The organism is Leucobacter komagatae, from assembly GCF_006716085.1.
Taxonomy (GTDB): Bacteria; Actinomycetota; Actinomycetes; order Actinomycetales; family Microbacteriaceae; genus Leucobacter; species Leucobacter komagatae.
The window spans coordinates 170,469-183,103 of record NZ_VFON01000001.1 but is presented as its reverse complement, the minus strand read 5'-3'; the positions used below and the strand labels follow the sequence as shown (position 1 = coordinate 183,103).

General features: G+C 67.2%; 15 protein-coding genes. 13 read left to right on the top strand and 2 right to left on the bottom strand.

What is annotated here, in order from left to right:
• The first annotated feature begins 12 nt into the window (after positions 1-12).
• From FB468_RS00825 to FB468_RS00790, 8 genes are all read left to right on the top strand, one after another.
• Entirely contained in the window at positions 13-891 is an 879-nt protein-coding gene (locus FB468_RS00825) for a 3-hydroxyacyl-CoA dehydrogenase family protein (protein ID WP_141885677.1), read from the top strand.
• Positions 888-1,691, top strand: a complete 804-nt coding sequence (locus FB468_RS00820) for an enoyl-CoA hydratase/isomerase family protein (protein ID WP_141885676.1) — start codon at positions 888-890, stop codon at positions 1,689-1,691. The genes FB468_RS00825 and FB468_RS00820 overlap by 4 nt, the downstream gene beginning before the upstream one ends.
• Positions 1,684-1,935, top strand: coding sequence for a hypothetical protein (locus FB468_RS00815; RefSeq protein ID WP_141885675.1), 252 nt, complete (start codon positions 1,684-1,686; stop codon positions 1,933-1,935). The genes FB468_RS00820 and FB468_RS00815 overlap by 8 nt, the downstream gene beginning before the upstream one ends.
• A gap of 2 nt (positions 1,936-1,937) precedes the next feature.
• On the top strand, positions 1,938-3,440 hold the full coding sequence (locus tag FB468_RS00810) for a sodium:solute symporter family protein (protein WP_141885674.1): 1,503 nt from the start codon (positions 1,938-1,940) through the stop codon (positions 3,438-3,440).
• Between the two features lie 89 nt (positions 3,441-3,529).
• On the top strand, positions 3,530-3,949 hold the full coding sequence (locus tag FB468_RS00805) for an acyl-CoA thioesterase (RefSeq protein ID WP_141885673.1): 420 nt from the start codon (positions 3,530-3,532) through the stop codon (positions 3,947-3,949).
• Positions 3,946-4,725 (top strand): enoyl-CoA hydratase/isomerase family protein, encoded by a 780-nt coding sequence (locus tag FB468_RS00800; RefSeq protein WP_141885672.1) that lies wholly within the window; start codon positions 3,946-3,948, stop codon positions 4,723-4,725. Before FB468_RS00805 ends, FB468_RS00800 begins: the two co-directional genes overlap by 4 nt.
• A 63-nt stretch (positions 4,726-4,788) precedes the next feature.
• The gene (locus tag FB468_RS00795) at positions 4,789-6,399 is read left to right on the top strand and encodes a class I adenylate-forming enzyme family protein (protein ID WP_141885671.1); all 1,611 of its coding nucleotides are present in this window, start codon (positions 4,789-4,791) and stop codon (positions 6,397-6,399) included.
• A gap of 19 nt (positions 6,400-6,418) precedes the next feature.
• On the top strand, positions 6,419-7,351 hold the full coding sequence (locus FB468_RS00790) for an acyl-CoA thioesterase (RefSeq protein WP_141885670.1): 933 nt from the start codon (positions 6,419-6,421) through the stop codon (positions 7,349-7,351).
• On the opposite strand, the gene FB468_RS00785 is transcribed toward FB468_RS00790, so the two are convergent.
• The gene (locus FB468_RS00785) at positions 7,326-8,180 is read right to left on the bottom strand and encodes a glutamate racemase (protein ID WP_170219595.1); all 855 of its coding nucleotides are present in this window, start codon (positions 8,178-8,180) and stop codon (positions 7,326-7,328) included. The two genes, FB468_RS00790 and FB468_RS00785, sit on opposite strands and share 26 nt — an antisense overlap.
• Before the next feature lie 169 nt (positions 8,181-8,349).
• Here FB468_RS00785 and phnD point away from each other — a divergent pair, with 169 nt between their 5' ends.
• Genes phnD through FB468_RS00760 form a run of 5 tightly spaced genes read left to right on the top strand, consistent with a single transcriptional unit; the run spans position 8,350 to position 12,304 of the window.
• On the top strand, positions 8,350-9,255 hold the full coding sequence (phnD, locus tag FB468_RS00780; RefSeq protein ID WP_141885668.1) for a phosphate/phosphite/phosphonate ABC transporter substrate-binding protein: 906 nt from the start codon (positions 8,350-8,352) through the stop codon (positions 9,253-9,255).
• Complete coding sequence (locus tag FB468_RS00775) at positions 9,252-10,109, top strand: phosphonate ABC transporter ATP-binding protein (protein ID WP_246055667.1); 858 nt, start codon at positions 9,252-9,254, stop codon at positions 10,107-10,109. The genes phnD and FB468_RS00775 overlap by 4 nt, the downstream gene beginning before the upstream one ends.
• Positions 10,090-10,929 carry a phosphonate ABC transporter, permease protein PhnE gene (gene phnE, locus FB468_RS00770; protein ID WP_141885667.1) on the top strand — a complete coding sequence of 280 codons (840 nt, stop codon included), beginning with the start codon at positions 10,090-10,092 and terminating at the stop codon, positions 10,927-10,929. Before FB468_RS00775 ends, phnE begins: the two co-directional genes overlap by 20 nt.
• Positions 10,926-11,684, top strand: a complete 759-nt coding sequence (locus FB468_RS00765) for a tyrosine-protein phosphatase (protein WP_141885666.1) — start codon at positions 10,926-10,928, stop codon at positions 11,682-11,684. Before phnE ends, FB468_RS00765 begins: the two co-directional genes overlap by 4 nt.
• Positions 11,681-12,304, top strand: coding sequence for a TetR/AcrR family transcriptional regulator (locus FB468_RS00760; protein ID WP_246055665.1), 624 nt, complete (start codon positions 11,681-11,683; stop codon positions 12,302-12,304). The genes FB468_RS00765 and FB468_RS00760 overlap by 4 nt, the downstream gene beginning before the upstream one ends.
• On the opposite strand, the gene FB468_RS00755 is transcribed toward FB468_RS00760, so the two are convergent.
• Complete coding sequence (locus FB468_RS00755; RefSeq protein WP_141885665.1) at positions 12,301-12,561, bottom strand: helix-turn-helix domain-containing protein; 261 nt, start codon at positions 12,559-12,561, stop codon at positions 12,301-12,303. The genes FB468_RS00760 and FB468_RS00755 overlap by 4 nt on opposite strands.
• Positions 12,562-12,635: the final 74 nt, after the last annotated feature.

The following is a 12,635-nucleotide window of genomic DNA, read 5'->3' as shown; positions in this document are numbered from 1 at the left end:
AGGACGATACACATGACTGATCCACGCCCCCTCACTCTCACGGTGTGCGGAAGTGGCGCAATGGGCTCACAGATCGCGCTCGTTGGCGCGCTCGCCGGGCACGACGTCACCCTGTACGACATCGACGCAGACCGGCTCGACGTGGCGATCGGCGAGCTTCGCACGCAAGCGGAACGGCGCGTTACGAAGGGGAGGATCTCGCGGGAGGAGGCAGACGCCGCATTCGCGCGCCTCGCCGTGACGACGTCGCTGGAGCGCGCCGCAGCGGGCGCTGACTTCATGATCGAGGCGATCGTCGAGAAGCTTGAGGCGAAGCAGTCGCTGTTCCGCGAGTTTGAGCTGCTTGCCCCGGCCCACTGCATCCTTGCGACGAACAGTTCGAGTATCGTGAGCTCGAAGCTTAAGGAGGGGCTCGCGCGCCCGGAGCTCGTCTGCAACATGCACTTCTTCAACCCCGCGCTCGTCATGGAACTCGTCGAGGTCGTTGAGGGCGAGCACACCGCGCCGGAGACCGTCGCACGGGCCATGGCCCTCGCGGCGTCAATGGGCAAGCACCCGGTGCACATCACCCGGGAGATCTTCGGGTTCGTCGTCAATCGCGTGCTCACCGCGATCTTCGACGAGGCGATCAGCCTCGCTGAGGCGGGGATCGCGTCCGTCGAAGACATCGACGTTGCGGTGCGGAAGGGTCTCGGGCACCCGATCGGGCCGTTCGCGCTGCTCGACCTCACCGGCATCGATGTGAACTACCACATCAAAACACTACAGGCGGCCGAGTCGGGGCGCCCCGAGGACGGCCCCTCGCAGAGCCTCACGAGCCTCTACGAGGCCGGCAAATTCGGCCGCAAGACCGGCGAGGGGTTCTTCACCTACGACGGGGCCGCTCAGTGAACCGCGAGTTCGTGGCCGCCGACGTCGCCGACGGGGTAGGAACGCTCACACTCAACCGACCCGCTGCACTCAACGCGCTGAACGAGCAGGTGCTGCGCGAGCTCCGCGAGGTGCTCACCGGCTGGGTCAACGACCCCGACGTTGACGTGGTGGTGCTCACCGGCGCAGGCGAGAAGGCCTTCGCCGCTGGCGCCGATATCGCTGAGCTCGCCGCCAAGGGCGCGATCGAGATGGCTGCCGCGACCGGGATGCAAGAGTTCTTCACCTGGTTGCGAAACTACCCCAAGCCGACGATCGCCGCGGTCAACGGTTTTGCGTTCGGCGGCGGCTTCGAGCTCGCGCTCTCGTGCGACATCAGGATCGCGAGCGAGCGCGCGAAACTCGGTCTGCCAGAGCTGTCGCTCGGCATCATCCCCGGCGCTGGCGGCACGCAGCTCGTCACCCGCATCGCCGGATCCGGCACCGCGCTCTTCCACATCCTCACCGGCCTCCCGATGACGGCAGCTGAGGCGCGCGACCGCGGCCTCGTCTCCGAGGTGTGCGAACCCGCGCAGCTCACCGCACGCGCGAGCGAGCTCGCGCAGCTGATCCGCGCCCGCGGCCCCCTCGCGGCGCAACTCGCGAAGCTGTCGGTCGGCGCCGCCCACTCAGACCCCGCGACCGGGCTGGTCGTCGAGAAACTCGCGCAGGCAGTGCTGTTCGGCACCGCCGACGCCCGCGAAGGCATGGCAGCGTTCCTCGACAAACGGCCCCCACAGTTCTCCGACCACATCGCTAGAAAGGATGGCACCGTTGCCTAATCCACCCAAGCCCAAGGGGTTCTTCCCCATCTCCAAGTACAGGCTGTACTCGACGATCGGCATCCTCGTCGTGTGCGTGCTGTCAATCAACCCCTTCACGTTCTACACGCAGGTTTCGGGCACCGCGCTCATCAACTGGCTGCTCATCGGCATCATGCTGCTCGCGCTCGTCGTGATGATCGTCGACCTGCTCATCACCCCGTCCGATGACCTCAAGCGCGACGCTGACAGTGAGGTGAAGTAGCCATGACCAGCACACAGATCGTGCCCCTCGTGGTACTCGCGGCGTACATGCTGCTCTCCGTCGGCATCGGCGTCTACGCCTCGCGCAAGCAGAAATCCGGCACCGCGAAGGAGTACCTCACGGGCGGCGGCGGGGTCGGATTCTGGATCAACGGCTTCGCGATCTTCGCGGCCTTTGCAACCGGTGGCACCATGCTCGGCAACATTGGCCTGAGCTACGCGGGCGGCTGGGGCTACATCACGGCCTACAACGCCGGCGTCGCCGTCGGCTACCTGCTCACGACGTTCTTCCTCGCGAAGACGCTGCGCAACATGAACGTCTCGACGGTGCCCGAGTTCATCAAGGCCCGCTTCAAGAACAAGGGCCTGAACATCATCGTGCCCGTCGTCATCGTCGTGACGCTCGTCGCCTACCTCGTCGCGCAGATGAAGGTCGGCGGCATGATCGGCGAGCGCCTCTTCGGCATCCCCTACACCTGGTCCGTGATCCTCATCGGGCTCGTCTACATCTTCTACACGTTCATCGGCGGCATGAAGGCAGTGACCCTCACTGACTTCATGCAGGGTCTGCTGATGATCGGCGTGATCGTCGCGACGGGAGCGATCGCGCTCTCGACGAACGGCGGTGGCGTGGACTCGTACCAGCTGGCACAGGAGCTCCGGCCGCAGTGGACGGCGGGTGGCGACGACACCCCGTTCCCGTTCGTGGCCTACGTCGGCGGTTTCCTTGTCTGGGCAACCGTGAACGCGGTGCTCCCCCACACCGTCATGCGCCTGTTCGCGGCCAAGACTGAGCGCACCGGCCGCGCGTCGCTGTCGCTTGGCTTGGGGCTGTACGTGCTCACCGCGATCCTCACCTGCGTCGCGATTGTCGCCTCGACGATCATCATCACGGGCGGCGGCGACCTTGAGAACGCCGACGAGGTCTTCCTCATCTTCCTTGAAAACGTGCCGAAGTGGCTCATGGCCGTCGCGTTCGCGGGCATCTTCGCCGCGGTCATGTCATCGGTGAGCGCCATGCTGCTCGGCCTGAGCGCGGCGTTCTCGTACGACTTCCTCGGCGAGGTTCGGCCGAACATGACCGACGGCGCCAAGCGCGCCGCGACCAAGTGGGGCGTGCTCGTCTTCGGCGTCATCACCCTGCTGCTGTCGATGAACCCGCCCGCGCTCCTCACCCTGCTCTACACCGCCGCGATGGGACTGCTCGCCTCAGCGCTGTTCTTCCCGACGCTGCTCGGCGTCTGGTGGAAGCGGATGACGAGCGTTGGTGCGCTTGTCGGCGCGATTGCGGGCGGCGCGTCGTACCTCGTGCTGCTCTGGGGATTCTCGCTCCCTGCGCTCTCCCAGATCCTGATCTCGCTCCCGATCTCGCTCATCGCGTGCATCGTCGGCAGCCTGCTCAGCAAGCCGCCGACGGCGAAGGATCTCCACAGGATCGCGATCGCCCACGAGCGCGAGTACACAGACGCTGACGCGGCCGAGGCGGCCGCGACGTACGGCAGCTAACCTGATCGCGTGGGCCGGCGCCCAGGCACCGGCCTACGCGGCGTCACCAACCGCACCCACCACCCCACGAAACCCTGAACCGGAGAGCAGTGTTCGAGACAGTCATTCACCCCCGCGTCTCTGAGACCGACGCGGTCGGCCACATCAACAACACGGTCGTGCCCGTCTGGTTTGAGGCGGGCCGCCGCGACTTCTTTGCGCTGTTCGGCCCGCCCGAGGATTTCTCGCAGTGGCGCATGATCGTCGCGAGCTTCACCGTCGATTTCGAGCACGAGCTCACCTACCCGGCGCCGGTCACCGTACGCACCTGGGTCGAACGCGTCGGGAATTCGTCGCTGACACTCTACGAAGAGATGCACCAGCACGGCAGGCGTTGCGCCACGGGCCGCACCACCTACGTCAACGTCAACCCGCAGGAGAAGCGCTCGGAGCGCATCTCCGACGACATCAGGGCCGAGCTCGCGAAGCACGCGGCGCCCACCACAGACTCGCAGAAGGAGACCCGATGACACCCCAGGTTCGCTATGCCGTCGATGGCGCCGTCGCCACGATCACGCTCAACCGGCCCGAGGCTCTCAACGCGCTGAACAACAGCATGATCGCCGCGATCCGCGATGGCATCAGGCGCGCCGCCGATGACGTCGCAGTCCGCGTGCTCGTGCTTGAGGGCGAGGGCAAATCGTTCTGCGCGGGCGATGATCTCATTGACATGGGCACCCCCGAACACCCGAAGTCGGACGACCTGCTCGAGGAGTACATGCGCGGGTACCCGGTACTTGTCGAGGAGCTGCGCCGCATCGAGAAGCCGACCGTCTGCAAGGTGCAGCGGCACGCCCTCGGCGCTGGCTTCGAAATGGCGCTCGCGTGCGACTTCGTCATCGCCGACGAACAGACGAAAGTGGGGCTGCCGTTCGCGCTTCGTGGGATCGCGGCTGGCACCGCGCTCCTGCCGACGCTCGTGCCCCGCCAGGTCGCCGCTCGCATCCTCTACACCGCCGAGTTCGTGACCGCGGCCGAGGCACACTCGTGGGGCGTGCTCACGCGAGTCGTGCCGACTGACGAACTCGACGAAGCCGTCAAAGCGCTCACCCAAACGCTCGCGGGCAGCGCGACCAGGGCCATCGGGCTCATGAAGGGCGCGATCACCGCGACCGCGGAGGCTGGGCTCTCTGGCGCGCTCCGTATGCAGGCCGCGGCGACGGTCTCCTCCGCCCTCACGGCAGACTTCCGCGAGGGAGCCGAAGCGTTCGAAGAGAAGCGCGCCCCCGAATTCACCGGCCGCTAGGCCGGTACCAGCTGGCCGCCGCGGCCGCTCACACGCAACGACGCACACAAAGGAAGACAGCTCATGGCATCAGCAACCGCTCCGACGACGGGCCGCCCGCTCCACCGATACCTCCGCGATCACGCGGCAGCGAAGCCCGACCACACCGCGCTGAACTTCTACGGTGAGACGACGAGCTATCGCGAACTCGATGAGCGCTCGGACGCGCTCTCCGTCGCGCTCGCCGAGCGCGGCATCGGCAAGGGCGACACGGTGGCGCTGTACCTGCAGAACTCGCCCCAGTTCGTTATCGCGTTCTTCGCGATCCAGAAGCTCGGGGCCGTTGTCGGGCCGTGCAACCCGATGTTTAAGGAGTGGGAGCTCGAATACCAGCTCAACGACCTCGAGGCGCGCGTCATCGTGACGAGCGACGATCAGGTCGACACGGTGCTCGCCGTGCGGCAGCAGACCCAGCTCAAGCACGTCATCTCGAGCGGGTACGAAGAGTTCCTGCCCACGGGCGGCGCGGCAGGCTTCCCCGGGCGCACGGGCCTTCCGGTGCCGGCCGGCACAGAGCGGATGGTGGATCTCATCGCTCAGCGGGTCACCGCTCCCGACGAGCCCGAGATCAACATGCTCACGGACCCCTCCCTCGTGATCTACACCTCGGGAACGACTGGCCAGCCGAAGGGCGCGCAGCTGTCGTACGGCAATGCCGAGTTCAAGACCGCGTGCATGCTCGGGGTGTACGGCTTCCGCGGAGACGATGTGTTCGGCAGCGCGATGCCGGTCTTCCACATCGCGGGCATGCTCGTCGGAATGACCTCGCCCATCATGGTCGGCGCGACGATCGTCTTGTTCCACCGTTTCGACGCCGGCCAGGTGCTCGAGCGCATGCGCGACGAGCACATCAGCGTGTTCTACTCGACACCGCCGATGGTCAACCAGATGATCGCTCACGAGCTCTTCGTCCCCGAGACGTTCCCGGCGCTCCGCCTGAACCTCGGCACGAGCTTCGGCTCGCAGATTGACCAGGAACTCTCTGACCGCTGGGCAGCTGCCTCTGGCACGCCGCTGTTCGAGTTCGCGTACGGCATGAGCGAGACACACACGGGCGACGCGCTCATGCCGCCCGAGGCGATCAGGCACGGCAGCCACGGGAAGCCGGCGTTCGAGACGCAAATCAAGATCGTCGACGCCAACGACCGCAGCGTGACACTGCCGACGGGCGAGCTCGGTGAAATCGCGGTGAACAGCCCGAGCGTCTTCATCGGGTACCGCGGTCGCGACGCCGAGACGGCGAAGGTGAAGGTCGACGGCTGGTACTACTCGGGAGACATGGGACGCATCGACGCAGATGGCTACCTCCATTTCGAGGGCCGCACGAAAGAGATGATCAAGTCGAACGGCTACTCGGTCTTCCCCGAGGAGGTCGAGCGGATGCTGGTGCGCCACCCCGCGGTCAAGCAGGCCGCGGTCGTCGGCTACGCCGACGAGCAGCGCGGTGAGTCGGCTCGCGCGTTCATCGTGCTCCGTGAGGGCAGCGAGGGCGCGCTCACCGAAGACGAGCTCATTGCGTGGGCCCGCGAGCATATGGCAGCCTACAAGTACCCGCGCTCCGTGCGATTCATCGACGAAATCCCGCAGACGAGCACTGGCAAGATGCTCCGCGCGAAACTCACCGAGCTGGCCTAGCGAAAGGGCGCCGCACGCCATGACCGTTTCCCTCCCCAAGCTCGCAACCCCGTGGGCCCTCACGCGGCTGCCAGGCGATGACGACAGTCGCGACCCCGGCGAGCGCTTCGAGCGGTGGGAGGGGCGCACCGTGCCGACGCCCTGGCCGGCCGCCTACGGTGGCGATCTCTCGGTCGGCACGCTCGCGGCCGCAGTGGGCTCGGCGGCTGAGGGGCAGCTTCCCCACAGCATGCAGATCGTGTTTCTGCTGCCCGGCGACCGCGACGGCAGCCTGACCTACGAGGTTGAGCGGGTGCGCGACGGGTTTCGGTACGCGAATCGCTCGGTGCGGCTCATCCAGGGCGGCAACGAGATTGCGGAGGGAAGCGTGTTGCTGCGCGCGCCCCGGCCAGGCGAGGTTCACGTCGCCCCGAAGCCGCAGTTGGCGGGGCTACCGGATCCTGATTCGCTGCCGTCGGCGGCCGACGCGATTGCGGCCCGCGGCGCGCTGTCTGACGATGGCGGGCTCGAGCAATACTGGGGCGCGGACCGCCAGCTCGACACCCGGCACATCGACCCGCCGCTCTACGGCGAGGCCGTCGCGCCCCGCGAGCGCAACCGCGTCTGGGTCCGTTTCACGGGCGACGACGGCGCGCAGCGTGAGCTCCTCGCAAGCCCTGCTGGGCGCTCAGGCCTCATCGCGTACATCGCCGACGACACCATTCTCGAGTCGGCGGCGGCCTCCCTCGGTCATGGCTGGCTCGCGCCCGGCCTCTTCAGCACGACCATCCAGCAGAGCATCTGGTTCCACGCCGACTTCGACCCGGCCGACTGGCTGCTCTTCTCGCAGCGCCTCGTGAGCCGCGCGGGCGACCACGTCGTGTGCCAGGGCGACATGTTCACCCGCGAGGGCGCGCTCGTCGCCACCGTGGTGCAGGAGGGCATTCTCAGGGTTCGCCGCCCACAAGCGTGATGAGGTTCGGCTTGATGTCGAGTTCTAGAGCTTCGATGATCCCTTGAAACTCCTCCAACGTATGGCGCTCTGAAGCGGTTGCCACGCAGAGAAGCTCGCCGCGCCCCTCGCGAGAACCGCCATTGACGGATGCGAATGAAGCAACAACATCATCGGCTGGGTCAAACAGCTGCAGTTCTGGGGCGACACGCTTAAACTCCCCCGCCAACCACGGAAGGTGTGTGCTGGAGAGCGTGAGTGCGCGGATACCCTCTTGGGTCGCGCGCAGGCGTGCGAGAAAGCCTCGGACCTGTTCGGACGCCACAGCCGGTTTGAGAAACTCCCCCGATTCGACCAGGTCAATGAGTTCATCGGCACGAACCCGCACAACCCTCTGTTCGTCAGCGCCGACGTTGGCAGCCTCGCTCGCCACATACCCAGCGAGCGCTGAGCTGTCGATCATCATGCCGGCCCCCAGAACGGCGACCCGACCGTCAGGCTGCACCGCCCGAAGCGCCTCGGCGATCGGCGGCTTTACCCCGAGCACCGGCACGGGCGACCTCTCTGCCAGTTGATCGAGAATGGTCACGCTCGGAGCGTTCGAGGCGAGAATCACGCTGCGAGCGCCGAGGCCCACGAGCGCATCGACCGCACGGGAGACAGATTCGAGCAGCTCATGCTCGGTGAGACTGCCATAGGGAAAGCTCGCTCGGTCAGCCAGATAGATGATGTCTTGCTTCGGGTATGCCGCCCGGAGCCTGCGCACCATGTCAAATGAGCCGATGCCCCCGTCAAAGACCCCAACAGGACCTGCGTGCGGCAGCCCTGCTAGCGCCCTATCCGTTCCCATAGCGGCCACTCTACGCCGGTCTCCAGACCAGCTGGAAGACATGTTCACTCCCCGTTCATGAAAGGTTTGGCGAGCGAACCCCCAGTCTCGTAATTGCCCGTCACCTTCGGGAGTTTGAATACAGGTGTTCTCGGAATTCTTCGAGGGCCACTCTCTCCGAAAGGTCACCATGCGTCGCAACGTCATCACCTCGCTTGGCATCGTCGGCATCGCCGCGCTCACCCTCACCGGTTGCCAGGCCGCAGACCCCGCGGGCGCCGAGTCCGCCGCTGCGGATGCGCCGATCACGATCGCAACCATTCCCATGTCAGACGACCCGACCGCAGAGAACCCGGTCGACGTGCTCGTCGAACTGCTCGAAGCAGAAACCGGCCGCGAGGTCGAGGTCACCGATGTGCCCGACTACCTCTCAGTCGTCGAGGCGATTCGCGCCGACCACGTCGACATCGGCATCATGAGCGGCTTCCCGTCTGCCCTCGCGGTGAACACAGGCGAGGTCGACGCGCTGCTCGCCTGGCCCGGCGACGACAAGCCGGTCTCGACGTGCGTCGTACTCAATGACTCGCCGGTGAAGACCCCCGCCGACCTCAAGGGCAAGACGATCGCGTTCGCCGACCAGGCGTCGAGCTCCGGCTACTTCATGCCGGTCTCCATGCTCCACGAGGCGGGCCTCGAACAGGGCACCGACTACGAGGCGATCTTCGCCGGCGGCCACGAGGGCAGCTTCGCGGCGCTCGAGCAGGGCCAGGTCGACGCGGCCTGCACCGCGTTCATGCTCACCGAGATGGGCGCCCCCATGTTCCCGTTCGAGGACGGCGAGTGGCGCGCGGTCGGCGAGAGCGCCCCGATGGCAGTCATGGGCTCGGTGCTCGCTCGGCAGTCGCTCGACGCCGAGACGCGCACCCAGCTCGAGGAGGCGCTGCCGAAGGTCTTCTCCGCAGAGAACAAGGAGCGCCTCGCCGGCTACGGCGGCTTCGCGGGACTCGAGCCCGTCATCGCTCCGAAGCCCGACTTCTTCTCGTCGTTCGCCGATATCGCGGCGATCGCGGGCGTCGAGCTCGAGGACCTCAAGTGATCGACCCCGCGCTCATGACCACCGCAGAACTGCGCCAGGCGCTCCCCCTCGTCACTGCCCGTGACCTGCGCGTCGCCTACGACGGCGGCCCCAACGTGCTCGATGGCGTCGACCTCGACCTCTTCCCCGGCGAGATGGTCGCGCTGCTCGGCTCGTCTGGTTCGGGCAAGTCAACGCTCATGCGCTCACTCACCGGGTTCGCCCCGGTCTCGGGCGGGCAGGTACGGGTTGCCGGGCACGACGTGACGAACCTGCGGCGCGGCGAACTGCGCACGCTCCGGTCCGAGGTCGGCCAGGTGTTCCAGCAGTTCAACCTCATCCCGCGGATGAGCGTGCTCACGAACGTGCTCACCGGCGCGCTCCACAGCGCCGGCCCCATCAACGTCGCCTACGGGTTCACCTCAGCGCACCGGAAGCGCGCGCTCGAATTGCTCGACAGGGTCGGCATCGCGCACAAGGCGAAGGATCCTGCCCGCTCACTGAGCGGCGGACAGCAGCAGCGCGTCGCGATCGCGCGAGCGCTCATGCAACAACCGAAGCTCATCCTCGCGGATGAGCCGGTCGCCTCGCTCGACCCGAAGCTCGCCGACTCGGTGCTCGAACTACTGCGGGAGATCGCGGTGCAAGACGGGATCCCGGTGCTCGTGAGCCTCCACGTGCTGCCGCTCGCGCTCACGCACACCGACCGCATCGTCGGGCTGCGTCACGGCGAAATGATCGTGAGCGGCCGCACCGTCGACCTCGACGCAGCCAAGCTCGCGCCGCTGTACTCCGACGACGTCGACCACGCCGACGGCTTCGAGGGCTACACCGCTTCGGAGGAGGTGACGCCGAATGTCCACGCAAGCGCCTGAGCGCCCGAAGGCGCAGCAGCCCGAACTGCCCGCGGCAGATCGTGCACGCCTCGAGAAGGCTGTTTCGCTGCCCCGCGCCCGATTCCTCATGGGCCTCCCGGTCGCGGTGATCGTGCTGATCTGGTCGTTTAACGGCGCCCAGTTCAACTTCGCGAAGCTCGGCGAGGGCGCGGTCAACATGGGCGAGTTCCTCTCACGACTGTTCCCGCCGGACTTCTCAAAGTTCGGCAAGATCGTCGAACTGCTCATCGAAACCTTCCAGATGGCCGTCGTCGGCACTGTGCTCGGCGCGGTGCTCTCGCTGCTCGTCGCGTTCGCCGCCTCGTCGAACATCTCGCCGAAGTGGCTCTACTACGCGGCGCGCTGGGTCATGAACGTGATCCGTTCGGTGCCCGACCTGGTGTTCGCGCTCATGTTCGTCTCGGCGGTCGGGCTCGGCCCCTTCGCCGGCATCCTCGCGATGACGCTCGGCTCCCTCGGCTCCATCGGCAAGGTCTTCGCTGAGGCGATGGAGTCCGTGGACCGCGGCCCCATGGTCGCCATGCAGGCGGTCGGCGCGTCCAAACGCCAGGTGATCCAATACGGCGTGCTGCCGCAGGCCGCCCCGCTGCTCGTCTCGTACACGCTGCTCTTGTTTGAGGGCAACGTGCGCGGCGCGACGATCCTCGGCCTCGTTGGCGCGGGCGGCATCGGCCTCGAACTCACCACCGCCATGCGCATGTACGACTACGGACACCTCAGCGCCATCATCATCTGCATCATCGTGCTCGTCACGGCAATCGACCAGGGCAGCGCCCTCATCAGAAAGAAGATCACATGACCGCCACACTCGAGCTCGAGCTCAGCACGCCCGTCAACCTCCGCGACCTCGGCGGGACCCCGATCGAAGGCGGCACGGTGCGCGCCGGCCTCGCGATTCGTACCGACGACCTCGCGACAGTCACGCCCGAGTTCGCGGCCCAGCTCGTCGAAGACGGCCTCACCGCGATCATCGACCTGCGCTCACCGCACGAGGTGCAGGTCACTGGCCGCGGCCCCCTCGCTGACTACCCCGTCGCGTACCACCACCTGCCGTTCATGGGCTCGATCGAGGCGCCCGTCGGCGACGCCCCCGAGCTCACGCACGAACTCATGGGTGAGATGTACGTTGGCATGATCGACCGCGCCGCCCCGCTCATCGTGACCGCGCTCGGCATCATCGCGAACACCCCGGGAGCCACGGCGTTCCACTGCGCTGCCGGGCGCGACCGCACGGGCGTGCTCGCAGCTTCCCTGCTGCTCGTGCTCGGAGCCGACGACGACACGATCGTCGCGGACTACGCGAAGACCGGGCCGAACATGCCCGCAATCATGGCGCGCACGCGAACCGCGATGAGCGCCGTGTTCGCGAAGCTCGGCCTCGACCCCGAGGCGTTCGACGGCAAGGCGCTGACTGACGACGGGATGGACGTGTCAATGCGGATCCTGCTCGATACGCTGCGGGCGCGCCACGGCGACGCTCTCACCCCGCTTCGTGCGGTGGGCCTGAGCGACGACACCGTCGCGAAGCTCCGGGCGCGGGCACTCGCGTCGTGACGATCGCTCCTGCAGCATCGGCCGGGGCCGCGGTTCGCCGCGGCCCCGGCCGGCCGCGCGACACCGACATGGACCCGCAGATCGTCGCCGCCGTGCTCGAACTCATCGACGCGGAAGAGGAGGTCACGGTGTCGCGCGTCGTCGAGCGCTCGGGCGTGAGCCGGGCCGCGCTCTACCGCAGGTGGCCCTCGCTCACGACCCTCATCGCCGCCGCGCTTGATGTCGGCCGCACGGTGCCGCCCGAGCTGCCCGTCGGGGGCGACCTCCGCGAGACGCTCTTCACGTCGCTCATCGGGTCGCCGACGTCGATCTCACCTTCGGGGTACTCAGAGGCGCGCTTCCGACAGCGGATCCGGCTCGTCATGGCGGATCGGGCCCTGCAGCGCGCGTACTGGGAGTCGCACGTGAGCCGACGCCGCGGCCCGGTCGAGCGGGCGCTGCGCTCAGGCATCGAGCGCGGGATCTTGCGCGAGGACCTCGACGTCGAAGCGGCGTTCGACGCGATCGCGGGGGCCGCCTACTACCAGTCGATTGTGCGCGGCGAGCCGCTCGAGTCGGCCGACACCCGCCGTCGCCTCGCCGCGGCGTTCGACATCACGTGGCGCGGGATGGCGGCTTAGCGGGCGGCGGAGCGCTGGGGCACGGCGTGCTGCCTGCACAGCGGCTCCAGCAGCTCCGCGAGCGGGGCGTCGAGCGCGTGGGCGATCCCGTGGAGCGTGCTCACACGGGCCGCGACCCTGCCCGCCTCGATCTGAATGATCGTCTTGCGGTGCACGCCAGCGGCCTCGGCGAGAGCGTCGATGGAGTACCCGTGGGCTCGCCGCAGACGCGCGACTTCGATGCCGAGCGCGAGCAAATCTGGGGCGGGTACAAGCACGTTTCAACCATGCCGCAGTAGCGTTTATTGCACAGTAACTTAAAAGCGCCTATCATTCGAGACACCAACACTCC